Source organism: Rossellomorea sp. ABR4_012 (assembly GCF_056159545.1).
On the sequence record NZ_JBSWVK010000001.1, the window covers coordinates 1,076,705 to 1,101,211 of the forward strand.

Consider the following 24,507-nt stretch of genomic DNA (forward strand, 5'->3'; position numbering starts at 1 on the left):
AGCCTATTTTACTCCAATTCAGCCTGCTCCAATCCCCCAATTCTACTCCATTGGGTTCCTTCAACCTAGCCCCATCCCCAAAATTCCACTCCATTGCCTTCCTTTAACCTAGCCCCATCCCCAAAATTCCACTCCAAACCGGGTCAATCTCTAAAGCTTCAACCCTCAATTCCAACAAGCATAGGTTCGGTTTATCATAAATGTTACTCTTGATTTGTCAGAAAATTAACATAACTAACTTGATATCTATCTCTCATTCCCTTATAAATATAGTAAACGCTTTACTATTTTGGAAAGGGGATGGAATGACGGAATGCATGTACCTTTAGTGTTAACGGAATTTCTTGATCGGGCAGTCGAGCAATATGGGGATAAGACTGCCATCATCGATGATGAAAAAAGGCTTACGTATAAGCAATTGAACGCACGGGTGAATCAATTATCACGCGGGCTTCAAAAACTAGGCATCGAAAAAGGGGATAAAGTCGCTTATCTCGCACCGAATACGACGGAAATGCTGGAAGGGTTCTATGGAGTGTTCGGGGTCGGCGGTGTAATGACCCCCCTGAATACCCGCTTGAAGCCTCTCGACTATGAATTCATTTTGACCCACAGTGAAAGTAAAGCATTGTTTGTCGATGAGGAGCTGTACCCTCTTGTTCAGCCGATTCTATCAAACGTTCCAAATCTAAAACATGTCATCATCCATGGGGACTCCCGAGACGATTACCCTGGATATGACGATTGGCGGGGCGAATTCAGTCAGCAACAATTTGCCAGGGTGCCGCTTGAAGAAACGGATATCGCCTCCCTGCTGTACACGAGCGGGACGACCGGGGATCCGAAGGGCGTTCTCCTGACGCATCGTTCCAATTATCTTCACGCACTGTCAACCATGCATCATTTGAAGGTTTCAGATCAGGATACGCTGCTCCATGTATTGCCGATGTTTCACGTGAATGGCTGGGGATCTCCTTTTTATTACACGGCGAACGGTGCGACTCAAGTGATGCTGAGGAAGGTCGACCCAAAGTTCATTTTGGAAAAAGTAAAGAAGCATGGGGTATCGGTCATGCATATGGCCCCGACCGTCCTGAATATGATCTTGGAACAATATGAATCTGATAAATCGGCCATCGACCAGCCGCTGAGAGTCGTGATTGCAGGCTCGGCACCTCCTCCGGCTTTTGTAAGGAAAGTGGAAGAGGATTTGAAGTGGGAATTCATACAAGTGTATGGAATGACGGAAATTTCGCCGCTCATCACGACTTCTGTGATCCGTTCAACTGAGCTTGATAAGACGAAGGAAGAGAAGTACCGATTAAAGGCTAAGGCGGGATACAGCATGGTCGGAGCAAAGGTCAAGGTCGTAGATGAGTTAGGGAACGAGGTCCCGCATGACGGGAAAGCAATCGGAGAAATCGTCACCAGGACGAACACGGTCATGGAGGGTTATTTTAAAAATCCGGAAGCGACGAATGCAGCGATCCGTGATGGCTGGTTACATACAGGCGATATGGCGGTCGTCGACGGGGACGGTTATATCGAGATTGTCGATCGTATGAAAGACGTCATTATCAGCGGCGGGGAAAATATCTCTTCCATCGAAGTTGAGGGAGCGCTTTATGAACATCCTGGTATCCTGGAAGCAGCGGTGGTCGCCGTACCTCATGAACGATGGGGTGAGGTGCCGCACGCGGTGGTCGTCACCCGCGATGGCCACAGCCTGAGTGAAGAAGAACTCATCTCCTTCTGCAGGGGGAAATTAGCCCATTTCAAAGTGCCGAAGGGCATTACATTTGCTGAAGAGCTTCCGAAAACCGCATCGGGCAAAATCCAAAAAGTCGTCATTAGGAAGGAATTCTGGAAGGACCATGACCGGATGGTTCATTGAATAGAAAATGAATAGATAAAAAAATGACGTGTGGGCCCACACGTCATTTTTTTCTTATTTAAATATCCCGAATGGTTTCCCGACCGGAAGCGTCACTTTTCCAAAATGGGTATTCAGCACACTTGCTGCAGATCCATAGAAACTGAAGATCGAAATCAGAAGTTCTGAAATGGCGGCCAGTTCATGCATGGCCTCAGGCATGATCCCCAATGTGGAAAGCGAAAGACCGATGAACAAGAAATCGATCAATACGAAAATGATAAACAATACTTTATGGGTCTCCATCGCCCCGATGGTCATAAATAAGCTGAAGATCAAGTAACCGATGAATGCGATTCCTAATTGCTCAGTATCGACGGCTGCTGCCGCTTCCTTGCCGAATACACCGAACTGGATCAGCCAGGACGTCCCGACACCAAGCCAGAACAGCCCGAACGCACCAAATGCAGTCGTACCGAATGTATTGTTGTGTTTGGCATCTTGGATGCAGGCAAAAAGCTGAGCGAATCCGCCGAGAAAGACCGCCCAAGGCAAGACAAATGATACCCCGTCAGTCCAGCCAAGCTTGGCAGATGAAGCTACAAGCGTAACCATTGCCAATCCGAATAACCCCAAAGCAGAGGGGTCCGCTGACGTTATTTGAACTCGTTGAGTTGTTTGTGATTGATTCATGATGATTCCTCCTAAAAAAACATACCTGACTAATTTACAGAAAAAATCAGCCCGGCACAATAGAAAAAATCATGTAAGCGAAACTTTCATAAAAAGTTTTAAATGGGCGAAGATTCGTCTTAACAGGGTTCGGATGTTTTTACAAAAAATTACAGAGTATCGGGATGTTTATCTTTCCAAAAAGATGGTAAATAAGCAAATGTATCATCAAAAATCAAAGGAGGATTCTTACAATATGGCCTTCCGTTTTAAAAGAAAAGATAAGCCATAGGGAAGCTGAGAAAGAAGTCACAAGAGAATTCTACTTGGGTTTTAGCAAAGTCATTGGAAACATCACTTCTGAAAAAGGGTCATTGGTCATTACACTAATCACACTTAAAGGAGAGGAAACAAAATGGCAAACAACAATAATCGAAACAACAATAATAACAATGGAACAATGAGTCGTGAGGAAAGAGGACGTAAAGGCGGAGAAGCAACCTCCCGCAATCATGACAAGGAATTCTATCAGGAAATCGGGGAAAAAGGCGGAGAAGCCACTGCCAGCAATCACGATAAAGAATTCTACCAGGAGATTGGTGAAAAAGGCGGCAGAAACTCGAGCAACTCAGGGAACTCAAGTCAATCACGAAGCAACAGTTCTAACTCTAATAACTCAAACAACAGTTAAACGATTAAGTTTTAATCAACGTGCTATCGACTGTCATTGGAAACGTCTTTTCTTGAAAGAGTCATTGGGTAATCACTAATCACACTTAAAGGAGAGGAAACAAAATGGCAAACAACAATAACAACAAAAACAACAACAAAATGAGTTATGAAGAAGCAGGTCGTAAAGGCGGAAAGGCTACAGCCCGCAACCACGATAAAGAGTTCTATCAGGAGATCGGGGAAAAAGGCGGAGAAGCCACCTCAAACAATCACGATAAAGAATTCTATCAGGAAATCGGTGAAAAAGGCGGCAGCAGCTCCAATAATAGCTCCAATCGTTCGAGAAACAACAATTCAAATAACAACAATTAATTTTATCGTAACAAATAAAAGGGATCCTTCGCAAAGGGTCCCTTTTTTGATGGGTGAATGGAAGTTTGGGTTACTCCCGCCAATGAACACCTTACTCATTCATAAAAGACATCCTCCCACCCAGCACCCGACTCTCTCTTTTCTAACATTCTACCCAATCGCCTTTCGAAGAAAAAATGATTTCCAAGGTTTTATCTCAAATCAAACAGGGAATAATCCTTTCGTAACGAATTTATCGGGAGGTAAAACCCTATGAACCTGTCAAGGAAAGCAGTAGAGGACAATGCAGTGAATTGCCCTGCTGAATATGGAAAGCTGAAAAAGGTATTGGTGGTTTCACCTCAGAATATGAGGATTACCGAAGTAATCAATGAGACTCAAAAACATTTCTTGAAAGACAATATCAATATAGATAAAGCCATCCGGCAGCACGAGGAGTTTGTTAGTATCCTTGAGGAAAACGGAGCGGAAGTGAATCATTTAGAGCCAAGGGAAAAATTCAACGAGCAAGTATTCACCAGGGACATCGGTTTCTGCATCGGAAATGAGTTCATCGTTTCATCCATGAATACAAGCTTGAGAGAGGGAGAAGTGAAGGTCCTCCTTCAATGGCTGGAGGAAAACAAGATTCCCCACACACATTTGGAGGCTCACTCCATCGAAGGCGGAGATGTGCTCGTAGATGGGAAAAACGTATGGGTGGGAATCAGCGGACGGACAAATCGTCTGGCGATACAATCCTTGAAAAAGCTGCTGCCCGATTATACCGTCCATGCTCTTCCCATAAGAAGCGATATCCTTCACCTGGATTGTGTCTTCACGATCATCTCGGAAGAAGCTGCACTCGTATATCCGCCTGCCTTTACAAAAAAAGATCTGGAAAAAATCAAAGAGCACTACAACATCATCGAAGTTAGTGATAGGGAACAGTTCCAGATGGGACCGAATGTACTGGCGATCGGTGATAAGAAGATCATCAGTCTCTCTCAAAATAAACAGTTGAATGAGAGAATCAGGGAGAAAGGCTTTATTGTGATTGAAACCGACTTCTCTGAAATCATTAAATCAGGCGGATCCTTCAGATGCTGCACCCTTCCTGTTATAAGAGAATAAACCTAGGCCCGTCCCTCAATGCTTTAAAGCAATGAGGGACGGGCCATTAATTTTATCTGAAGACTAATTGCTCCTTTACAAACCTTTTACACGATTGTAGCCTCTTTGCAAAAGGTTCTTTATAATTCTCTACTATTCTAGTAACTGTATTCATAACTTAGGAGGTAGGGAAATGAAGAAATCTATGAAAAAAATCCTGCCACTGGCAGTTGTATCATCTTTGGCAATTGGCAGTGTAATAGGAATGAATCAAGAAAACCCTGAAGCAAAAGCTCAAGAATCTAAAAATGGCAAAGCCAAGAATGTCATTTTCATGATTGGCGACGGCATGGGTGTTCCTTATACAACAGCACTTCGTTATATGAATGACAATCCGGAAACACCGGAATTTGAAAAAACGGCATTTGACCCATATCTGGTGGGTCTGCAATCGACTCATCCGGAAGATGAACATGAAAACGTGACAGACTCAGCGGCTGCTGCAACAGCGATGAGCGGCGGAGTGAAGACGTATAACAATGCGGTGGCGGTTGAAAATGACAAGTCAAGAGTGAAAACAGTGCTGGAGCAGGCTAAGGAAAACGGTATGTCAACTGGTATCGTTTCAACGTCTCAAATCACGCACGCAACACCAGCTTCATACGGTGCGCATGATGAACACCGTGACAATGAGAATGAAATTGCCAATGATTATTTTGATGAAATGATCAAGGGTGAACATAAAATCGACGTCATGTTGGGTGGAGGGACGGACTTCTTCGAACGTGAAGACCGCAACCTTACAGAGGAATTCAAGAAAGACGGATACAGCTATGTGAAGTCAGCAGAAGAAATGAAGAAAGATGATAACGAACAGATCCTTGGTCTTTTTGCCGAAGAAGGCATGGACAAGATGATCGACCGTGATGAGAAACAGCCTAGCCTTGCTGATATGACGACATCTGCACTTGATCGTCTGAAAGGTGACGAAGACGGATTCTTCTTGATGGTGGAAGGAAGCCAGATCGACTGGGCTGGTCATGACAATGATGCGGTCGCTGCCATGAGTGAAATGAGAGATTTTGAAAAAGCATTTGAAAAAGTTCGTGATTTTGCGAAAGAAAATGGCGAAACATTAGTCGTTGTTACGGCTGACCACTCAACTGGAGGATTCTCTATCGGTTCTGATGGCGAATATAATTGGAATCCGGACGTAATCGATGCTGCAAAACGCACGCCTGACTTTATGGCAGAAGAAATCGCAAACGGCGCTTCTGTAGAAGACACATTAGCACAATATGTTGATCTGGAACTGACAAGTGAAGAAATTGCTTCAGTAAAAGAAGCGGCAGCAACAAAGGACAAAGTTGAAATCGACAATGCGATTGAAAAAATCTTCGATAAGCGTTCCGGTACAGGCTGGACGACGGATGGGCATACAGGCGATGATGTTCCTGTCTATGCATTCGGTCCTCAGAAGGAAAAATTCGCAGGAATGATCGATAACACGAATCAAGCACAATTAATCTTTGAGATCTTGAAGAATAAAGGCAAAATCAAAGAAGATAAATAATGAGAAAAGCCACGCGGATATGGACCGCGTGGCTTTTTCTTAGGTTTCTTGCAGATCTGCTATGCTGACTTGCGATCTTTCTTCAAGGGGACCGCGAAGATGCACGACTGCTGTCTGCCCATCTTCCATTACTTCATCAATCCAGACAGAAGTATCATTATATTTCACTTCTATGTCTGCGGAAGAAGATAAGATTTGTTTCACACGTTTAAGTTCCATAGTCCATTTCCTCCTGAATATCGTTTTCCTTTGTTTAGTGTGTCCAACTGCTTTAAGAAAATGCCGGTATACTTTATATTCTTGAAGAGATTCTATAATAGAAAGGGTGATTTCATGAAGGAAAAAGAACAAATGTCAACGACTCAGGCAAATATGGAAATGAATGAACGTTTTTACGGTAAAGACGAAGCAAAACAAGACTCACATGCACCGACCTACCTTCAAGCTGGCGGTACCCCGGCGATTAAAATTACCGGAGACGAAAAGTAAAGGATGGCCGATTTCAGGATTAATACTGGAATCGGTTTTTTTATGCGTATAAAAAGCCGCCTATTACAGGCAGCTCACTCATCAATCTGTCTTATTTTTTTGATCTTTATTATGTTTGTTGCCTTTACTGTTGTCGCCGCTTGTCAGTTCAGCAGCAAATTCAGTTGTCCCTCGTTTAGGGGAGTTTTGATTGCTGCTTCCTTTGTTGAATTTCTTGGTCATGAGGCATTCCTCCTTTGTCTATTCAGGTTAGTTTTTGAAGGAATAGTTAAAGTTATGCGTGAAATCAATTTACATCATCACTATTGATTCTGTGCAAGACTTCGCTTTCCGCAAATTTTTCAGAAAAGGAAAAAATAATCATAGTTTTTTCATATGGACATACGTTATAATATAAAGCGTAATGATTACGATTTAATAATAGAATAGAAAGGATTACGACATGAATTCTTTAAGAAGTCTTGGTCAAGATACGCTGGGTATATTACTGTTTCTGGGAATCATCGCTCTGTTCCTGGCAGGTGACTTGATTTCAATCCCGGATGAAGTGATGTCTTCTTCGGTTGTGAACGTCACGACCATCTTCCTGAGTATTTTGTTAGAAGCCATTCCTTTTATCTTAATAGGTGTTTTTGCTTCAGCGGTGATACAGGTATTTGTATCGGAAAACATGCTGAGAAAATGGATTCCCAAGCGGTATCCGTATCTTGCCCTTTTTCCTGCAGCGATGGTGGGGGCACTGCTTCCTGTCTGTGAGTGTGCAATCGTCCCGGTTGCGAGAAGGCTGATCAAGAAAGGGGTCCCGGCTCATCTTGCCATTGTTGTCATGGTGACCGCACCCATATTGAACCCGATTGTGCTCGCATCGACCTATTATGCTTTTCAAAACAATATGACGGTTGTATGGGGAAGAATGATTCTCGGATTCATCGCGGCGATTTTAATCGGTGCATTCGTGTACAAGCTCTTTGGTAAACGAAATCCATTGATTGAGGAGAAGCATACTCATCACCATGAGCACCATCACGCCAGCCATGGGAAAATCATGCAAACCATCGTACATGCAAGTGACGAATTCTTTGATATGGGGAAGTATCTTGTCATTGGTGCATTCGTGGCTGCTGTTTTCCAAACATACCTGGATCGCGAACTATTGGTGGGAATCGGATCCGACGCTGTCGCCGGACCGGCTGTTATGATGGCATTCGCATACATCGTTTCACTTTGCTCAGAAGCGGATGCGTTTGTAGCTTCATCATTCGGCAGTCTCTTTACAACCTCATCACTACTGGCATTCCTGGTTTATGGACCTATGATTGACTTTAAAAACACACTATTGATGCTTGCTTATTTCAATAAAAGGTTCGTTCTCACATTTATAGCGATTGTCACGATCGCTGTGTATATCTGTACATTCATTTTTGGAATGCTGGTGTAAAGGAGGAGATCATTTGAAATCATCGGAACAATTTCACACATACATAAGGGGCATTATCTTAATCGGTTACGCGCTCTTAGTTTTGAAGCTTTTCCTGACGTTCAATCTGCAAAATTTCGTCGCACCAAAGATGCATATCTATATGTATTTCTCGCTTGGCGTCTTCCTTGTGCTTGGTGTGATCCAGATCATTCGGGGAACCTCTTCAAAAGGGAAAGCGCATCATTGTGACTGTGAAGGACATGAGCTTCCAAAAGGATTCCTGCGTTCTACAATTGTCTACTCGCTTTTCGTCATTCCGGTTGTTCTCGGATTCCTGATGCCTGATAACCTTCTGGACAGTTCGGTTGCAGCTAAAAGGGGGGTAAAGGTTGGGAATGGTTTATTTACTACCGCTCCTCAAGCAGAAAAAGGGCCGGATGTAAGCAATGAAGAGAACAAGGAGACACAACAGCATACGAATCAACCGACCCTTGGATCATACGAAGAGTTCCCGATAGAAAAAGACTTTGATAAGCTTAAAGAACTTATGGCTAAACAAGATAAAATCATTGTCCGGGATGAGCAGTATATCCAAACGCTGAGTGCTGTAGATGAAAACCTGGATGAATATGTCGGGAAGGAAATTCAATTGACGGGCTTTGTGTATAAGGATGAAGGGTTTGCCGAAGATGAATTGGTCATATCTCGCTTCACTGTTACATGCTGTGTAGCGGATGCTTCGGTATATGGAATCCTTGCTAGAGATGGTGAGCTTGGTAAACTGGAGCCTGATACATGGATCAATGTCAGCGGCATCATCGATAAGACAGATTTCAATGGGATGCAGATGCCGGTCATCAAGAACCCTGTGTTCGAAGTGGTAGATCCCCCGGAGAATCCATATGTAGAAGAATTTTATATTAAAATTGAATAGTAAAAAAACCCCTGTCCAACCAGATAAGAAGGGCCGGGGTTTAATTTTAAGAGTTAAATCGTAATAATTACGATTTATCGAGTGTAAGGAGGCTGGATAATGTTTGAATGTGTCATTGCAGGCGGGGGTATTCATGGATGCACCGTCGCAAATTATTTAGTCAAAAAGAAAAAGATACCGATCGATCAACTATGCATCATAGATCCTCACCCTGAGCCATTAGCAAAATGGAAGATGCTGACGCAAAGAATTGAGATGCCCTATTTGCGTTCTCCTTCAGTTCATCATCTTGACCTGAATCCATTCAGTTTGCAATCGTTTAAAGAAAAGGACAATAACTCCTTCTATGGATACTATAAGCGTCCTGCACTGAATTTGTTTAATGAACACAGTGAGTCTGTCCTGGGTGAAATTGAAATCCGCAAGGCGTGGAAGCAGGGATCTGTTCAGAAAGTGAGAAGAAACAATTTCGCGTGGGAGGTTCAGCTGGATTCGGGACAAACGATTAACGGGAAAAATTTAATCATTGCAACGGGCATGAACGAAACCCTTTCTTATCCGGATTGGGGACAAGAGCTTGTAAAAGAATATCCCGAACAGGCAGGTCATGTGTTTCAAAATAATATACCTCCAATGAAGCCGCCTATAGCGGTGATTGGTGGGGGAATATCGTCAGCACATCTCATCGTGAAACTCAGTAAAAAGTTCAAAGGCGAAATATATCAAATCTCACGACATCCATACAGAGTGCATGACTTCGATAGTGATCCGGGCTGGCTCGGCCCAAAATACTTGAATGACTATCAAAATATCACATCATTTACAGAAAGAAGAGAGGTCATACAAAAAGCCAGACACAAGGGGTCGCTGCCAAAAGAATTAGTAAATCGACTAAGGTGGCTTCAAAAGGAACATGCTTTCACCTTTATCCAGGATGAAGTACAGTCATGGGAAAAGGATTCTTCAGGGATTAGGCTGAAGCTGAAAGAGACAAAAGACATGAACGTGCAAACAGTTCTTTTTGCGACTGGATTTTCCCCGGAGCCAATGAGGGTGGAATGGCTGGAGAATCTTATTAAACAAGAAAAACTGATGTGTGCCAATTGCGGTTTTCCGGTGGTGAAAGGGAACTTGGAGTGGTGCGATCATTTATTCGTGTCAGGCCCGCTGGCTGAGCTTGAAATAGGCCCGTCAGCCCGGAATATCTCAGGGGCCAGAAAAGCAGCACAACGTATAGCGGACAGTTTATAAAAAAGGAGATTGGCTTAAATGAAAGTACCAGTTACAGTATTAAGCGGCTATTTAGGATCAGGGAAAACGACACTGCTTAATCATATATTACACAACAAAGAAGATAAAAGAATCGCTGTGATCGTGAATGATATGAGCGAACTGAATATTGATGCTGCCCTCGTTAAGGACGCAGGTTTTTCACGGACAGAGGAAAAGCTTGTAGAGCTGCAAAACGGCTGCATATGCTGTACCCTGAGGGAAGATTTATTAGTAGAGGTAAATCGTTTGGTCGAACAGGGAGATATTGATTATATCGTCATTGAATCTACCGGTATATCAGAGCCGATTCCCGTTGCGCAGACATTTACTTATAGCGATGATGATACGGGAGTGGATTTAACCGATAAAACCCGACTGGATACCATGGTGACAGTAGTGGATGCGAATCGCTTCTGGCATGATTTCGCGAGCGGAGAGACATTATTGGATCGACGGCAGGGGAATGATGAGCGTGATCAGCGTGAGGTGGTTGATCTTTTGATTGACCAGATTGAATTTGCCAATGTCATATTGCTGAATAAAATCGATTTGGTAGAAATGGAAGATGTACATGAACTAAAGGCGATTCTCAAAAAGCTCAATCCGGGAGCAAGAGTGATAGAGTCAGCTCATTCGAGGGTCGAGCTCGGCCAAGTGCTGAATACGGGTTTATTCGATTTTGAATCGGCAAGCCAAAGTGCCGGTTGGATCAAAGAGCTTCATGAAGAACACACTCCCGAAACGGAGGAGTATGGGATATCTTCCTTTGTATACCGTAGGAAGAGACCGTTTCACCCGGAGCGTTTCATGAAATGGATGGAAGAATGGCCGGTTGATGTGGTAAGGGCAAAAGGGTTCTTCTGGCTGGCAAGCCGCAATGACATGACCGGACTTCTTTCTCAGGCAGGCCCTTCCATCACCATTCAAGGTGCAGGTGAGTGGGTGGCTGAATATCCGGAAGAGGAAATCCAGGAAATTTTAAAAGAAGAAAAAGAATTAGCGGACAAATGGGATCCAATCTATGGTGACCGGATGAGTGAAATCGTCTTGATCGGACTTGAAATGAATCGTGAGGAGATTGAGAGCTCTTTGGACCAGTGTTTGTTGACCGATGATGAAATGAGGATGGACTGGACAGCCTTTCTTGATCCCGTTCCTCCATTTATTGTAGCTGAATAAGTGTAAAAAGCCTGGTTCTCGGCTTCCGAGAGTCAGGCTTATTTATTGCTTCAGGGGGTAACCCATGAGCAATCATTCCTATTAAACAAGTGAATAAAGGAATTTACGTGATGAAGAGAGAATGAAGAAAGAAAAAGGAGGTGCCAAGCTGTGAATGAAAAATCAACGATCTTCCCGTCACATCAACAAAAAGGAGCTGTCTATGGAAGCTGGTATTCCGGGGAAAAGCCAGAGAGAATAAAAGAAGGAAGCTATCCGATTCTTTTCATCCACGGAATTAATACCACTTCTGAAACATGGTCGATTGACGGAAATGACATCGGTGAAACAGCCCGTTCCCGTGGGTTTGAAACAGCGTTTATCAATTTGTCCGGCACTGATGACATGTGGACAAACGGCTTGCTGCTTGCTGAAAAGCTTGGAGAGATATCCGGGCACTTCAAGAAAAAAGTGGTCATCGTCGCTCACAGCAAAGGGGGAATCGATGCCCAGACGGCATTGGTTTACCACGGTGCATCCCGATATGTTAAACGAGTGATTACCCTTTCAACCCCTCATCATGGGTCTGAGCTTGCAGATCTTGCTTACAGTAAGTGGGCGGATTGGCTGGCGGAAACCCTAGGAAGCCGGAGTGATGCAGTATTCTCGCTTCAGACTGGATATATGAAGGCCTACCGTAATCGGACGGATTCAGTCGCTGATCGGCTGGAGCCGCGGTTCTATACCTTCGGAGGTACGGGGTGGGGCGGCATGGGTTCCGAATTGTTTTGGGGAGGACTGTATCTGAGTCGATTTGGTACAAGTGACGGAGCGGTGACGGTGGAGAGCTCCCGGCTTCCTTACGGGCAGGAAGTGATGGTTGATGATTGGACCCATAAAACGATCAAGCAGGGCGAAGAGATATTTGCTTATCTAGAAAGACTGGTATTGGAAAAAGTCGACAAAATCCCCGTATCAGCTTTCTCTACTTCGGATGAAGAGGAGGTTCAAACATCGGTGCTTCACAGGGGAGGAAAGTATACCGGTGTTCGAAGAGAAAGGTTTTTAGTGGAAGATAGAGTGGATAAAATCACGGTCGATTGGATCAGCTGTTTCAGGGAAGTATCATTGGTATTGAAAGATCCTGAAGGCAGGACATATACAAGCTTTTTGACAACAGGAGATGAGACAGGATTCTTTCCAAATGCTTTTCATCATTCGCTGATGATCGATAAGCCATCTTACGGTAAATGGGTACTCGAAAGCCGGAACGATCAACCTGAAACGTATTTGTTGAACGTGATGTTTTCAAACGGAGTGAATCCACAAATGGACGACATCTTCAGGGGCTCAGAGACTGATGTAAGGAATGAAGGAATGAAAATGGCCAGTACACCAAATCTCATTCATCATACTCATCTGACTCACTTTCCGGTTACAAAACAGGATAGTGAGAAATCCATCGAAAATCCAGCCAGTCTCAGCTCAGGCTATTTAGCACAATACGGAGAAGGCATCCACAATATCACAATAGACATAAAAGGGACTACCCTGCGTGGAAATGAATTTGAACGGACAATCGTCAAAACCCTTTTTGTCGACAAGGATGGAAATATCCATGAATAGGCCAATACAAAGGCCCGTCCCTCACTGATGCTTTAAAGCATTGAGGGACGGGCCTTTGCATTTGGTTATATTGATTTCATGAAGTCTGTCACCTGGTCCGGTGTTTTGGCATTCGCGCTGTGAAGATGGGCGATTTTTTCGCCGTTTTTCCAGACGAGCAGGCTTGGGATTCCCATAACATCATATTTTTCCGCTATTTCCGGAAGTTCATCTTTGTTGATGTCATACCATTTATATTGGTTGTATTGGTCCACGATCTCATCAATGAACATGTCCATGCGGCGGCAGTCAGGACACCAGTCGGCATGGAATTTTACGACTACGGGCTGTTCCGAAGAAATGATCTCTTCAAACGTTTCTTTATTTTTGATCGATTGCATGTGTAACCCCCCTTTCCCTTTTATTTTAACCACATGTGAATCTGACGTAAACTGCAAGGTTTCATAAATGACCAGCAAAGAATTTCCCCGGCATCACGTGAACATGATAGTATAGAAAATACATTCTAAGGAAAACAGGTGATAACATGAAACCGATCAATGTAGGATTAGCAGGCTACGGATTCTCGGGGCAAAGCTTTCATCGCCCGCTCCTGCAGCATTCCAAAGACTATAACATACATACGGTTATGACTTCGAATAAGGAGAAAGTACAGAAAGACTTAGAAGGCGTCAACGTGGTCCCGACATTGGATGAACTGCTTAGGGAAGACATTGAACTTGTGGTCATCACGACTCCCAACCATCTGCATTATGACATGATCAAGCAGTCACTCAAGGCAGGGAAGCATGTTGTGGTGGAAAAACCATTCGTTACAAAGAGCAGTCAGGGCGAAGAGTTGATACAGCTTGCCGAAGAAAAGGGCCTCCTGCTGTCTGTCTTCCATAACCGCCGCTGGGATGCAGACTTCCTGACGATCCAGAAGCTGATGGAAAAAGGGCAGCTAGGTGATGTCACTACATATGAAGCACATTTTGACCGTTACCGTCCTGCTGTAAAGGATCGCTGGAAGGAAAACAAAATCGAAGGCGGAGGGGTATTGTATGATCTAGGCGCACATTTGATCGACCAGGCATTGACTCTCTTCGGGAAACCGCAATGGGTGTTTGCAGATGTCTTCCCACAGCGTGACCCTGAAAAAGCAGAGGATTATTTTCAGATTACGTTTGGATATGACACAGCTAGGATTGGTCTCTACTCCCGCTCGATTGTGTTGGAACCGGGCCCCCGCTATCAAGTGCATGGCCGGAAGGGAAGCTTTGTGAAATACGGTATGGATCGTCAGGAAGCTGACCTTAAAGAAGGACTTGATCCTTATTCCGAGACTTGGGGCAAAGAAGTTGAGGAGTCCTGGGGAACTTTATCCCTGGTGGAGGGTGAAAAGGTGAACTCCGTTAAGCTTCCGTCTGAAAAAGGTGATTATACTCGATATTACCAAGGAATTCATCAAGCCATTAGAAACAACCAATCACTTCCGGTGACCCCAGTAGAAGCTCTTGATGTCATACGCATCATTGAAGCCTGCATGCAAAGTGCCGAGGAGAAAAAGGCTGTTTACTTGGGAAAATAAATTTTTCACGTTGCAGGGAAATAGCTAAACGTCTGCAAGAAGAAAAAAGAAGAGGCTGGGACAAAACTAAAAAACACCAAATAAAAAACGAACAATTTATGTTTAGGCTCTTAATACCGCTAATGATTTCCGTGCAAGACTTCGCTTTCCGCGGGTAGCCCGTGAGCCTCCTCGTCACTGCATTCCTGCGGGCTAGAAATGCGGAGGCGGCTTGCCTAGAGGCGACAAGCATAAGGCGAGAAAGCCGGAAAGGCGATTTTTGCCTTTTTGGCTTTCTTGACTTATGACCTCGAGCCTCTAGCCGCCGGAGCTGGACAGGTCTCAATTGTCTAGCTGCAGGGCTTAGAGGCACATGTCATAAGCCAAACCGACCAAGAAGTCAAAGAACGCCTTCGTGGCCGATTCGTCTTATGCCACACACCTCTCTTCAAAGCCCTTCCGCTTTTCTAATTAGCTACTCTTCCCGCAGGAGTCTTCGTCTTGCACTCCAATCAACCGCTGGAAAGTGCTATATCTAAATCTCTATTTGATCAAATTAAAAACCCGAACTAATTTGGCTCATAAATGGCAAATTAGTTCGGGTTTTACTTAGGCTAAAACACTTTTGTCACAGCATCTTCTCTTTTATTAAACAGGTCTGTTAAGTTTCAGGTTATTTTTAACCTCTAGCCGCTGCACTTTATTCAAACCGAACAGTTCAATAAAAAATCTTTATTCCACCGTACCACCTTCTACAATTTCAACGTTTGGTTCTACTTTAAATTGAACATTGGGATAGAGCTTGCTTTCCCACTCTTTAATGTCGAATCCTCTTACTCCATGTTTTTGAATTTGTCCGATACCGATCGGGTCGACACCATTCTTTTGAAATTTAGTAAGCATTTGTATTGCTTTGTCTTTAATATCCTTCTCCATGGTTTTTTCAATATCGGTGATTTTATCAGGTGTCAATTTTTCGCCTGTGTATTCTTTTATGATACCTTTTATTTTTATTTTTATCGTAACCTTAACCGGGTTCTTTTTGTACGTAACTTTAATCCTGTGTTTCGCTTTGAGACTTGTGATGGAGGCTTCTACTTTTTGGCCGCCTTTTTTATTCTCTTCATCAAGTCTCACCACGTGGCTGCCTTCCGAGACTTTATCCACCAGGATTTTGAAGAAGAACATGTCTTCAGCAGCGATCGTATCCACCATTTTATCTTTATGGAATAGGGCAATTCCATCGACTTTCAGCGTGGTATCTGAAATTTTCCGGATGATCGGCAGGTAAGGCGTCTGTCCTAATTGGTAATAATCGAAAAGGAACATGTGAAGGTTCGTTTCAGGCAGTTCCCGTCTTTTTATGTTCTGCTTAAGCAAATTGGAGATATACATCCCGTTTCCTCTAATCCCATATTGTCCTTCAAGAATCTCTCTAGCTTCCCCTTTGCTGACCATCATATACACCCTTGCTCCGATACTGGCATCCCTCTGCATGGAATCGGCAATATCGATGACCCCTTTTTTCGCAAGTTCCTCTCCTAGGACAACCACATCAAGCCCCCCTCTGACCAAAGGCTGCTGGGACATTCTTGAGAGAGTTTCCAGTACCTCCCTGGTGGAAGAAGCTTCAGCGGAAATCGTCATATTTTGAATTGATTGATCAGGCTGATAGATAGGGAACATGGCAGTCCCTCGAATGGTGTTTTCTTCTACCAAGTCATATCCTTTTCCTGTCTCGATATATAAGTCATCCAGAATTTCTCTTTCTACACATCCTGAAGTCAAAAACGAAAGAATCATTACTATTCCACATATAAGAAACTTTTTCATGATTTTTTTCTCACCTTCTTCATAAGAATGACGAGTACTAAAAGGAGCGGAATATAAATGTAATTGATATAGAATCCGATTTGACCAGCCATATCATTCAGCAGGTTGACTTGTTTTCTGTTAGTGAAAAAAGTAAGCGTGCCTATACTTACCAAAATGATGCACACTAAAGATTGCCGATGTTTGAGAGGGGTCATCCGTTTTAAAATCCTGCTTGCACACCAAAGTGTGATACAAACGTTTGGAAGAATGACAAGACACCAATTTGCAATCCCGATATATTCAAAACGTTCTACAAAAGGTATCTCTACAATTTTCCACATGGATAAGGTGGCCCATACCGTTTTTTCAAGCTGCTTCTCACTGAAGAAGGCAAAAGAAATGATGGCGATGAGTGTATAGACAGCAGTGGTGGTGAATAATCCCCATTGAGCATATTTTTGGGATTTCTTAGCATCTTTAATGAAAGGGTAGAGCAATAGTATTGATTCATAGCCTAAGTAAGTAAGAGACATGTTCTTCATTGAGATTAAAATGTCTTTCATTGAATGATCGAAGACAGGCAAGATATTCCTGTAGTCAGAGAACGGAATTGTAAAAGCAAACGTAAGCAGCAGGTAACTGGGTAAAATCGTGCCGAAAAAGGCCGTTCCTGCAATGATCCGTACCCCGCCGCTGACAAAGTAATAGCAAAGGATAAGAAAAGACAGTGAAAAAATAAATGTGCTTAGCCTTGGGTACATCCAAACTTGGAGGACCTCGACGTACGTTCTTAAGATGGTGATGACAAGAAGAGTGAAGTATAGGACAAATACAGCGTCAAATACTTTTCCAATCCATTTCCCAAAAGCCAGTTTGTGAGCTGATACAAGATCTCCTCCGCTTTTATCCAAAAGCTTATACATAATAAACATCAAAACATGTGTGAGTATGCCGGCAAGGATAACAGAAATCCATCCATCGTAACCGGCATTCATGGCGATGATTCGTTGAAATCCCAGGACCCCTCCCCCGACTTGAATGGAATGGATGAGAAAGAAAATCAAAAATGGGCTGACTTTTCTTCTTTCAGGAATCGCTTGCATCATTTCACCTCTATTCATTCATCAATATCCAGCTTTTTCTTCCCTTCCTGAGAATTGAAGCGGACCTTCTTATTCGTCCGAAGGTAATGAGGACGGGCTGCTTGTTTATGAAATGGAAACCTGATGAGTGCATCCTTTAAATCCTTCATTCGCGGTGGATACAAAGGCGACAGGAAAGGCCGTCCCAATGACGTGAGCCTTAAAAGATGCCCCATAAGGAAACAGAAACAAAAGACGATCCCAAGTAATCCCCATAGTTGTGCAAGAAGCAAGAATGGAAAACGCAGTATACGGATTGTATTACCCATTCTGTAGACCGGTGTCGTAAACGATGCCAGGGCTGCAAGTGCAACGAGAATGAGCAGTACGTTACTTGTCAGGCCTGCTTCAACCGAAGCAGTCCCGATCACGATTCCGCCAACGATACCGATTGTCTGACCGACCTTTGTCGGCAGTCTTGCCCCGGCCTCGCGTAAAAGTTCAATCGTCAATTCAAGAAACAATGCTTCCAGAATTGGCGGTAAAGGGATCTCCTGCCGGGACGTGACAAGTGTGGCCATCAGGTCTTTAGGAATCAATTCATAATGATAGGTGAGTGCTGCCACATAGATGGGTGTGATTAAGATGGAAAACGTAACAGCGAATACTCGTACCAATCTTAAAAAAGAAGCCACAATGAAATTAAGAAAATAATCCTCATAGGCACTAAAGAACTCAACCAGTGTGGTCGGACCGATTAACGCATGGGGAGAACCGTCCACCATTACGGCAACTTTCCCCTCGATCAACACAGAAGCTACCCGGTCAGGACGTTCAGAATCGAGCAGCTGAGGAAATGGAGAATAGCTGTTATCCGCAATGAGCTGTTCAATGAATGAGGAGTCCATGACCTGATCAAAGTTAATATCTTGCAGGCGCTGTCGCATCGTATTCACATTCGCTTCATCTGTCAGACCATCCAAATAAAGAAGGGCGACTCTTGTGTGCGTAATGGATCCGACATTGAATTCTTCAACAGTCAATTCCTTTATAGGAATGCGCTTTCGCAATAGATTTAAATTATCACTCAGAGATTCAACGAATGCTTCTTTAGGGCCGACAACGCTGAACTCCACTTCCGGTTGGGATACCTTTCGTCCCATTTCATTCTTCGTGGCGATGAATGCGAACTTACGATTCGAAGCATCCATCGTTAACATGGAATATCCATTAAATAATTTTTGTTCTATGATGGATTCATCTTTTGAAATTTGTATGTCAACGATCGGCACCAAGGTCTTAAGGTCTTCGAAATCATGGAAATCCTTTGATAGCAAAGAAGGAAGTACATCCTCCTGCAGAATTTTCCCGTCAATCAAGGTGGTGATGAAGTGGAGACTGAACTTCGCCCCAGTAAAGGGATTTTGGTAAAAGGCCTGTTTATAATCAGCCGATTTTTCCATTTCTGATTTAGTGCTTTCATATGACTGTTTCTTTTGCGTTTTATCTGAATTCTTATTTTTAAAGAATGAAAACATACGAATCCCTCATGTTCATGTGGTGTATTCTGTAGTGTTTCCGAAATAGGGAGAATTATGAAAAGTTGAGGAGAGGTGAAAATGGTAAAGAGGGTTCTATAAAAATAAGGTTTTTTTGAAAAAGCACTTTTAACACCGCAGTTGATTTCCGTGCAAGACTTCCCTTCCGCGGGCGGCCGGTGAGCCTTCTCGTCGCTGCGCTCCTGTGGGTAAGAAAAGCGGAGGGGCTTTGCCCAGAGGCGGATGGCATAAGGCGAATCGGCCATGAAGGCGTTCTTTTTCTTCTTGGTCGGTTTGACTTATGACATGTGCCTCTAAGCCCTGCAGCTAGACAAGTCTCACCTGTCTCGCTTTTCCCGCAGGAGTCTTCGTCTTGCACTCCAATCAACTGCTAGTACCCAGTTAAAAACAACTATAATATTCAACAGAGCCGAGTTGAAAAATTTGTGGTCGAACGGGGTATTCAAAAACACTCAACATCAACAATTAGTAAACACTAAATAAAAAAAGACCAGGGAATCATCCCTGGTCTCTTAATTACTTATTGCTCCATGAAAAATTTCTCGATATCATCAAGCATTTTGTTCGCTGCTATGACACCGCCGGCAGTGTTCCAGATGTCATCACTTACTTCGTGTACGTTTCCTGCTTTAGCAGCTTCAAGATTCTTGAATAACGGGTCATTGATCCATTCTTCTGCTAATTTGTTCGCTTCTCCGTCTCCAGTTTCATATGTGAAGTAGAAGAGAACATCTCCATCCATTGCAGGGATGCGTTCTTTCGTTACACCTTTTTCAGCAAAGTCATTCACATCCTGACCTTCAGGGCGTGCAAATCCTAGTTGGTCAAGGATGACGCCTGAGAATGAATCTTTATGGTAGATACGAACGTCACCGGCAAGGAAACGGACCATCGATACTTCCTGGTTCAGCTTATCGCCTAATTTCCCTTTCATGTCTTCGATGCGCTGATCGTATTCAGCAATGACTTCTTTCCCTTTTTCTTCTTTATTCAATGCTTTGGAATATAGTTCGAAATTTTCTTTCCAGTTACCCTTAAGAGTTTCGGACATTACCGTTGGAGCGATTTCTTTCAATTGGTTGTATTGCTCTTCCTGACGAAGTTTTGTTCCGATGATAAGATCCGGTTGAAGCTTGGCGATCGCTTCGATGTTCAGTTCACTTTCAGTACCAACCACTTCAACATCTTTCATGTCGTCAGCGATGTGATCATACCAAGGATCACCAGTCCATGATTGAACTGCACCTACAGGAGTGACATCCATAGCCAATAGTGCTTCAGTTCCTTCATTTGTAAGGATGACTACCTTTTCAGGTGTCCCTTCAATTTCAGTTGTACCCATTGAATGTTCTACTGTATACGTTTCTTCTTTTTGCTTGTCATCTTTACTTGCTGATGTATCTTTTTCTTCGTCTTTGTTCCCGCAAGCTGCAAGGAAAAGAAGAGAAGCAATCAGCAGTAATGATAATAAACTTCTTAATTTCATATGTATAATTCCTCCTGAAATATGTATTGATTGATAATGATTATCATTCACAAACCTAATGATAGATGAGAAGGTTTTCATTGTCAACAACTAATTGATAATGATTTTCAAAGTCATTGACGACGATATCAATCTTCTCTAAAATAAGAAGTAGGTAATAGAAGATAATATTTTCATTTAAACAGTGATCTGAAAGGTAAACATATGATTAAATCGCAAAAACAATTTATTTTATTTTTAGGGACTACATTGTTCCTTATATTGTGTATCGGGATAAGCATTGTCTATGGGTACACAGATACATCGTGGAAACTGGCACTTGAAGCATTTACGAACCCGAATCAGTCGACTGAACACCTGGTGCTGCAGACAATCAGGCTGCCAAGGGCGCTGGTTGCTGCCGTTGTCGGTGCATCACTCGCCATTTCGGGAGTCCTCATGCAGACATTGACGAAAAATCCGCTTGCATCACCGGGGATTTTTGGAATCAATGCAGGCGGCGGGTTCATGGTGGTAGTGGCAGTGACATTGTTCGGCGTGTCGGATCTTCAGACATTCACCTGGCTTTCCTTCCTGGGAGCGGGGATTGCGGCATTTGGCGTATATGCCATCAGTGCTGCCGGTAATAACGGACTGACACCGATGAAGCTGACATTGGCAGGGGCTGCGATTACGGCCATGTTTTCTTCCTTTACACAAGGGCTGCTTGTACTGGATGAATCGGCGCTTGAACAAGTGCTTTTCTGGCTTGCAGGATCTGTGCAGGGAAGAAGCCTCGGGATATTGTCCGGAGTTTTTCCTTACATCCTCATAGGCTGGATCGGGGCTCTCATACTCGCCGGCAAAATGAATATATTAGCTATGGGTGAAGATGTAGCCAAGGGCTTGGGCTTGAAAACCAACCTTATTAAGTTTCTTGCGCTGCTGGTCGTGGTTCTTCTTGCAGGCGGTTCTGTCGCGATTGCAGGACCGATCGGGTTCATTGGGATTGTCATTCCTCATCTGGCCAGAAAGTTGATAGGTGTCGATCACAAGTGGCTTATTCCTTATGCAGGCTTATTGGGCGCGGTCCTTCTGCTGACTGCCGATGTTGCTGCACGCTACATCATCATGCCCCAAGAGGTGCCTGTAGGAGTGATGACCGCTGTCATCGGTGCTCCATTCTTTGTGTATGTGGCCAGGAAGGGGTTCTAAAATGAATAGATTCATAGGAAAACGATGGTTTAAAGATCAAATATCTCTTCTGATAGATTTGTCTGCATTAAAAAAAGTGACGATACTTGGACTTTTAGTCATCCTTGTATTAATTGTCAGTACTGGAATTGGAGATATGAAGATTGCCCCTTGGAAGGTAGTCAGTGTCTTTTTTGGAGGGGGTACGGGTCTTGAACAGCTGGTTGTGAAAACTTTCCGGCTGCCGCGTATCATCATCGCCCTCCTTGCAGGGATGGCACTTGCGGTAGCGGGCGGTATTTTACAGGGAATGATCAGAAACCCGCTTGCTTCTCCGGATATCATCGGCATCACTGGTGGCGCGGGAGCAGCGGTAGTTGCATTCTTGACGATTTTCAGCAATGAAGATGGTACGCTTCCGGTCAGTATTCAATGGATGCCTGTTGCCGCCTTTATTGGCGCAGCAACAGTCGCCTTTCTAGTCTATTTTCTGGCATGGAAAAAGGGTGTTTCTCCCGTCAGGCTCGTCCTTATCGGTATAGGGATTTCAGCGCTGACCCAGGCAGTGACGACCCTTTTGATGATCATGGGTCCCATTTACAGGGCCAGTCAGGCAAATATTTGGATCACTGGTACAGTCAATGGATCAGACTGGCAGGATGTAGGGATCCTGCTGCCATGGAGTATCGTGTTCATACTTATAAGCTTTTTTATCACACGTCAATTGAATATCCAGGAACTTGGAGAAGAGCTGGCCAAGGGAGTGGGAGGACACGTTCAACGGCAGCGGTTCTTTCTTCTTCTAATGGCAACAGTTCTCGTAGGAGGGGCGGTTTCTTTTGCAGGCGGCATCGGCTTTGTCGGTTTGATGGCTCCTCATATGGCCAGAAGAATGGTAGGGTCTTCTTACGGGGCATTGCTACCGGCCTCTGCCTTCATCGGGGGGATCCTTGTGATGCTCGCTGATCTGATCGGCCGCACGCTATTCCTGCCTCTCGAGGTTCCTGCAGGTGTATTTACCGCTGCAATCGGTGCACCATATTTTATCTATCTGCTATTTAAAACGAGAAATTCTTAAGGAGTTGGCCGCGAAATGAGCATGCTGCAAACAAAAGACTTGACCCTTGCTTATGGTGAAAGAACGATCATCGATGAACTGAATATTGAGATTCCAAAGGGAGAAATCACCGTATTCATCGGTGGAAACGGATGCGGGAAATCGACTTTGCTGCGTTCCATCGCACGTTTATTGAAACCGAAGCAGGGATCTGTACTTTTAGAAGGGGATGCCATCGCCAAGTTGTCCACTAAAGAGGTGGCCCGTAAAATGGCCATTCTTCCTCAGTCGCCGACAGCTCCCGAAGGACTTACCGTACTACAGTTGGTAAAGCAGGGAAGATACCCTCATCAGACGTGGCTGAAACAATGGTCGCATGAAGATGAAGAAATCGTCCAGAACGCATTGAGGGCAACCAAAATGGAAGAACTGCAGCATCGCAAAGTCGATGAACTGTCTGGCGGACAGCGCCAGCGTGCCTGGATCGCACTCACCCTTGCACAGGATACGGATATTATTCTATTGGATGAGCCCACTACCTATTTAGATATGACTCATCAAATCGAGATCCTCGATTTATTGTTTGAGCTAAATGAACAAGAAGACCGGACGATCGTCATGGTACTCCATGACTTGAATCTTGCCTGCCGTTACGCTCATAATATCGTGGCCATCCGTGATCAGAAAATCTATGCACAGGGTAAGCCCGAAACGATCATCAGCTGTGAGTTGGTGAAGAATGTGTTTGATATGGATTGTCAGGTAACGAGCGATCCGTTATTCGGCACCCCGCTTTGCATTCCATTCGGTAAAGGCAGATGCATTCTTAAACAGATCGGTGAACCTGTATGAAGATTTCTTCCTTAACGGATCAACAATGGTCTCTGTTGAAGCAATATCGCTTTCAGAAGTGGAATCCGTCTGATGGGGAAGGAACCGTTGCACGGACACTTTTAGATGAACATGAAATGGTGAATTATCTGCAGGACCGGCTCTCGTTGATGGGAGCCCATGACTTGAAGACCGCCGGCTCCCTTTTTTTGAAGCGTTATGCATTTGTCGCTGCACTGGGGATGCTTTCCATGACCTTTTGGAACAAGAAGCTGAATGTTTCACCGGAAAATCTTGTGCTGGTCGATTACGTGAATGAAAACGGCTTGTGGCTGCCGCAAATCTGCCTGAAGGATCCGAGTGTGGAAGAATTTACGTCCTGGTCCGAAAAAGAAGAGTTTATCCGGTCCCTGTTCAGCGGACACCTTGATCAATTCATAGGAGTAATGAAACGCTCTGTTAAGCTTTCCAATCTGATACTGTGGGAAAATATTGCTGTCTATCTCTATTGGATCTATGAAAACGACGCGTTGATTACGGATGAAAAAGTGCTGGGCAGGAGAGAACATGATTATGCACATTTATTAAGCAATGAAAACAGTCATTGGTTTGGAGAGTATAATAATAATCCTCTGAACAGATATTATACTGAAAAAGTCCGTGTAGAAGGTCTTGATGATAAAATCCGCGTACGGAAGACATGCTGTTTTTCTTATCGATTAGAGAATGGCGAGCAATTTCGCTGTAATAGCTGCCCGCAGACCTGCAAGGTGAAGCGGATGGCTTACTAGAGGAGACTAAA

At 43.9% G+C, this 24,507-nt stretch carries 22 protein-coding genes and 2 pseudogenes; 16 read left to right on the forward strand and 8 right to left on the reverse strand.

From position 1 onward, the window contains the following. Positions 1-313: 313 nt before the first annotated feature. Positions 314-1,894 carry a long-chain-fatty-acid--CoA ligase gene (locus tag ACXAFV_RS05220; RefSeq protein WP_475124941.1) on the forward strand — a complete coding sequence of 527 codons (1,581 nt, stop codon included), beginning with the start codon at positions 314-316 and terminating at the stop codon, positions 1,892-1,894. Between the two features lie 54 nt (positions 1,895-1,948). Here ACXAFV_RS05220 and ACXAFV_RS05225 read toward each other — a convergent pair whose 3' ends face one another. Continuing rightward, the gene (locus ACXAFV_RS05225; protein WP_475124942.1) at positions 1,949-2,566 is read right to left on the reverse strand and encodes an acetate uptake transporter; all 618 of its coding nucleotides are present in this window, start codon (positions 2,564-2,566) and stop codon (positions 1,949-1,951) included. Positions 2,567-2,960: 394 nt separating this feature from the next. On the opposite strand from ACXAFV_RS05225, the pseudogene ACXAFV_RS05230 reads away from it, so the two are divergent. The 4 genes and pseudogenes from ACXAFV_RS05230 to ACXAFV_RS05245 form a co-directional block, all read left to right on the forward strand. Next, positions 2,961-3,176, forward strand: a pseudogene (locus ACXAFV_RS05230) (KGG domain-containing protein); the annotation flags it as partial. 164 nt (positions 3,177-3,340) lie between these two features. Continuing rightward, positions 3,341-3,556 (forward strand): annotated as a pseudogene (locus ACXAFV_RS05235) (KGG domain-containing protein); the annotation flags it as partial. Between the two features lie 285 nt (positions 3,557-3,841). Continuing rightward, on the forward strand, positions 3,842-4,702 hold the full coding sequence (locus ACXAFV_RS05240) for a dimethylarginine dimethylaminohydrolase family protein (RefSeq protein WP_475124943.1): 861 nt from the start codon (positions 3,842-3,844) through the stop codon (positions 4,700-4,702). 172 nt (positions 4,703-4,874) lie between these two features. Further along, a complete protein-coding gene (locus tag ACXAFV_RS05245; RefSeq protein ID WP_475124944.1) occupies positions 4,875-6,254 on the forward strand; it encodes an alkaline phosphatase in 1,380 nt (459 codons plus the stop codon). Between the two features lie 39 nt (positions 6,255-6,293). Here ACXAFV_RS05245 and ACXAFV_RS05250 read toward each other — a convergent pair whose 3' ends face one another. Further along, complete coding sequence (locus tag ACXAFV_RS05250) at positions 6,294-6,473, reverse strand: H-type small acid-soluble spore protein (RefSeq protein ID WP_475124946.1); 180 nt, start codon at positions 6,471-6,473, stop codon at positions 6,294-6,296. A gap of 114 nt (positions 6,474-6,587) precedes the next feature. Here ACXAFV_RS05250 and ACXAFV_RS05255 point away from each other — a divergent pair, with 114 nt between their 5' ends. Then, the gene (locus ACXAFV_RS05255; protein ID WP_475124948.1) at positions 6,588-6,743 is read left to right on the forward strand and encodes a hypothetical protein; all 156 of its coding nucleotides are present in this window, start codon (positions 6,588-6,590) and stop codon (positions 6,741-6,743) included. A gap of 81 nt (positions 6,744-6,824) precedes the next feature. Here the strand turns inward: ACXAFV_RS05255 and ACXAFV_RS05260 are convergent, their stop codons facing one another. Continuing rightward, complete coding sequence (locus ACXAFV_RS05260) at positions 6,825-6,965, reverse strand: hypothetical protein (RefSeq protein ID WP_475124949.1); 141 nt, start codon at positions 6,963-6,965, stop codon at positions 6,825-6,827. A 220-nt stretch (positions 6,966-7,185) separates the two neighbouring features. Here ACXAFV_RS05260 and ACXAFV_RS05265 point away from each other — a divergent pair, with 220 nt between their 5' ends. The 5 genes from ACXAFV_RS05265 to ACXAFV_RS05285 all read left to right on the forward strand — a co-directional run bounded on the left by ACXAFV_RS05265 (position 7,186) and on the right by ACXAFV_RS05285 (position 13,153). Continuing rightward, positions 7,186-8,181 carry a permease gene (locus tag ACXAFV_RS05265; RefSeq protein WP_475124950.1) on the forward strand — a complete coding sequence of 332 codons (996 nt, stop codon included), beginning with the start codon at positions 7,186-7,188 and terminating at the stop codon, positions 8,179-8,181. 13 nt (positions 8,182-8,194) lie between these two features. After that, positions 8,195-9,097, forward strand: coding sequence for a TIGR03943 family putative permease subunit (locus ACXAFV_RS05270; RefSeq protein ID WP_475124951.1), 903 nt, complete (start codon positions 8,195-8,197; stop codon positions 9,095-9,097). Positions 9,098-9,196: 99 nt separating this feature from the next. Beyond that, the gene (locus ACXAFV_RS05275) at positions 9,197-10,348 is read left to right on the forward strand and encodes an FAD-dependent oxidoreductase (protein ID WP_475124953.1); all 1,152 of its coding nucleotides are present in this window, start codon (positions 9,197-9,199) and stop codon (positions 10,346-10,348) included. Between the two features lie 18 nt (positions 10,349-10,366). After that, entirely contained in the window at positions 10,367-11,548 is a 1,182-nt protein-coding gene (locus ACXAFV_RS05280) for a GTP-binding protein (protein ID WP_475124954.1), read from the forward strand. A gap of 150 nt (positions 11,549-11,698) precedes the next feature. Beyond that, entirely contained in the window at positions 11,699-13,153 is a 1,455-nt protein-coding gene (locus ACXAFV_RS05285; protein WP_475124956.1) for an esterase/lipase family protein, read from the forward strand. Between the two features lie 65 nt (positions 13,154-13,218). Here ACXAFV_RS05285 and ACXAFV_RS05290 read toward each other — a convergent pair whose 3' ends face one another. Then, on the reverse strand, positions 13,219-13,533 hold the full coding sequence (locus ACXAFV_RS05290) for a thioredoxin family protein (protein ID WP_475124957.1): 315 nt from the start codon (positions 13,531-13,533) through the stop codon (positions 13,219-13,221). A gap of 146 nt (positions 13,534-13,679) precedes the next feature. On the opposite strand from ACXAFV_RS05290, the gene ACXAFV_RS05295 reads away from it, so the two are divergent. Then, on the forward strand, positions 13,680-14,723 hold the full coding sequence (locus tag ACXAFV_RS05295; protein WP_475124958.1) for an oxidoreductase: 1,044 nt from the start codon (positions 13,680-13,682) through the stop codon (positions 14,721-14,723). Positions 14,724-15,434: 711 nt separating this feature from the next. On the opposite strand, the gene ACXAFV_RS05300 is transcribed toward ACXAFV_RS05295, so the two are convergent. The 4 genes from ACXAFV_RS05300 to ACXAFV_RS05315 form a co-directional block, all read right to left on the reverse strand. Beyond that, positions 15,435-16,535 (reverse strand): Ger(x)C family spore germination protein, encoded by a 1,101-nt coding sequence (locus tag ACXAFV_RS05300; protein WP_475124959.1) that lies wholly within the window; start codon positions 16,533-16,535, stop codon positions 15,435-15,437. Then, entirely contained in the window at positions 16,532-17,638 is a 1,107-nt protein-coding gene (locus ACXAFV_RS05305) for a GerAB/ArcD/ProY family transporter (RefSeq protein WP_475124960.1), read from the reverse strand. Before ACXAFV_RS05305 ends, ACXAFV_RS05300 begins: the two co-directional genes overlap by 4 nt. Beyond that, positions 17,635-19,137, reverse strand: a complete 1,503-nt coding sequence (locus ACXAFV_RS05310) for a spore germination protein (protein WP_475124961.1) — start codon at positions 19,135-19,137, stop codon at positions 17,635-17,637. The genes ACXAFV_RS05305 and ACXAFV_RS05310 overlap by 4 nt, the downstream gene beginning before the upstream one ends. 541 nt (positions 19,138-19,678) lie before the next feature. Continuing rightward, positions 19,679-20,644 carry an ABC transporter substrate-binding protein gene (locus tag ACXAFV_RS05315; RefSeq protein WP_475124963.1) on the reverse strand — a complete coding sequence of 322 codons (966 nt, stop codon included), beginning with the start codon at positions 20,642-20,644 and terminating at the stop codon, positions 19,679-19,681. Positions 20,645-20,848: 204 nt separating this feature from the next. On the opposite strand from ACXAFV_RS05315, the gene ACXAFV_RS05320 reads away from it, so the two are divergent. From ACXAFV_RS05320 to ACXAFV_RS05335, 4 genes are read left to right on the forward strand one after another with little or no spacing between them, the layout of a single operon-like run. Next, positions 20,849-21,838: a FecCD family ABC transporter permease gene (locus ACXAFV_RS05320; protein ID WP_475124964.1), complete on the forward strand. Its 990-nt coding sequence runs from the start codon at positions 20,849-20,851 to the stop codon at positions 21,836-21,838. Position 21,839: 1 nt separating this feature from the next. Beyond that, complete coding sequence (locus ACXAFV_RS05325; RefSeq protein ID WP_475124965.1) at positions 21,840-22,895, forward strand: FecCD family ABC transporter permease; 1,056 nt, start codon at positions 21,840-21,842, stop codon at positions 22,893-22,895. Between the two features lie 15 nt (positions 22,896-22,910). After that, positions 22,911-23,726: an ABC transporter ATP-binding protein gene (locus ACXAFV_RS05330; RefSeq protein ID WP_475124967.1), complete on the forward strand. Its 816-nt coding sequence runs from the start codon at positions 22,911-22,913 to the stop codon at positions 23,724-23,726. Next, positions 23,723-24,496 carry a (2Fe-2S)-binding protein gene (locus tag ACXAFV_RS05335; RefSeq protein ID WP_475124969.1) on the forward strand — a complete coding sequence of 258 codons (774 nt, stop codon included), beginning with the start codon at positions 23,723-23,725 and terminating at the stop codon, positions 24,494-24,496. Before ACXAFV_RS05330 ends, ACXAFV_RS05335 begins: the two co-directional genes overlap by 4 nt. The last annotated feature ends 11 nt before the right edge of the window (positions 24,497-24,507 follow it).

Excerpts from the sequence above, each read along its gene's own strand:
- ACXAFV_RS05225 (WP_475124942.1), bottom strand. The coding sequence starts at position 2,566 with ATGAATCAATCACAAACAACTCAACGAGTTCAAATAACGTCAGCGGAC.
- ACXAFV_RS05240 (WP_475124943.1), top strand. The coding sequence starts at position 3,842 with ATGAACCTGTCAAGGAAAGCAGTAGAGGACAATGCAGTGAATTGCCCT.
- ACXAFV_RS05305 (WP_475124960.1), bottom strand. The coding sequence starts at position 17,638 with ATGAATAGAGGTGAAATGATGCAAGCGATTCCTGAAAGAAGAAAAGTC.
- ACXAFV_RS05325 (WP_475124965.1), top strand. The coding sequence starts at position 21,840 with ATGAATAGATTCATAGGAAAACGATGGTTTAAAGATCAAATATCTCTT.
- ACXAFV_RS05280 (WP_475124954.1), top strand. The coding sequence starts at position 10,367 with ATGAAAGTACCAGTTACAGTATTAAGCGGCTATTTAGGATCAGGGAAA.
- ACXAFV_RS05275 (WP_475124953.1), top strand. The coding sequence starts at position 9,197 with ATGTTTGAATGTGTCATTGCAGGCGGGGGTATTCATGGATGCACCGTC.
- ACXAFV_RS05290 (WP_475124957.1), bottom strand. The coding sequence starts at position 13,533 with ATGCAATCGATCAAAAATAAAGAAACGTTTGAAGAGATCATTTCTTCG.
- ACXAFV_RS05255 (WP_475124948.1), top strand. The coding sequence starts at position 6,588 with ATGAAGGAAAAAGAACAAATGTCAACGACTCAGGCAAATATGGAAATG.
- ACXAFV_RS05320 (WP_475124964.1), top strand. The coding sequence starts at position 20,849 with ATGATTAAATCGCAAAAACAATTTATTTTATTTTTAGGGACTACATTG.
- ACXAFV_RS05310 (WP_475124961.1), bottom strand. The coding sequence starts at position 19,137 with ATGTTTTCATTCTTTAAAAATAAGAATTCAGATAAAACGCAAAAGAAA.
- ACXAFV_RS05295 (WP_475124958.1), top strand. The coding sequence starts at position 13,680 with ATGAAACCGATCAATGTAGGATTAGCAGGCTACGGATTCTCGGGGCAA.
- ACXAFV_RS05220 (WP_475124941.1), top strand. The coding sequence starts at position 314 with ATGCATGTACCTTTAGTGTTAACGGAATTTCTTGATCGGGCAGTCGAG.
- ACXAFV_RS05260 (WP_475124949.1), bottom strand. The coding sequence starts at position 6,965 with ATGACCAAGAAATTCAACAAAGGAAGCAGCAATCAAAACTCCCCTAAA.
- ACXAFV_RS05245 (WP_475124944.1), top strand. The coding sequence starts at position 4,875 with ATGAAGAAATCTATGAAAAAAATCCTGCCACTGGCAGTTGTATCATCT.
- ACXAFV_RS05330 (WP_475124967.1), top strand. The coding sequence starts at position 22,911 with ATGAGCATGCTGCAAACAAAAGACTTGACCCTTGCTTATGGTGAAAGA.
- ACXAFV_RS05300 (WP_475124959.1), bottom strand. The coding sequence starts at position 16,535 with ATGAAAAAGTTTCTTATATGTGGAATAGTAATGATTCTTTCGTTTTTG.
- ACXAFV_RS05335 (WP_475124969.1), top strand. The coding sequence starts at position 23,723 with ATGAAGATTTCTTCCTTAACGGATCAACAATGGTCTCTGTTGAAGCAA.
- ACXAFV_RS05315 (WP_475124963.1), bottom strand. The coding sequence starts at position 20,644 with ATGAAATTAAGAAGTTTATTATCATTACTGCTGATTGCTTCTCTTCTT.
- ACXAFV_RS05250 (WP_475124946.1), bottom strand. The coding sequence starts at position 6,473 with ATGGAACTTAAACGTGTGAAACAAATCTTATCTTCTTCCGCAGACATA.
- ACXAFV_RS05265 (WP_475124950.1), top strand. The coding sequence starts at position 7,186 with ATGAATTCTTTAAGAAGTCTTGGTCAAGATACGCTGGGTATATTACTG.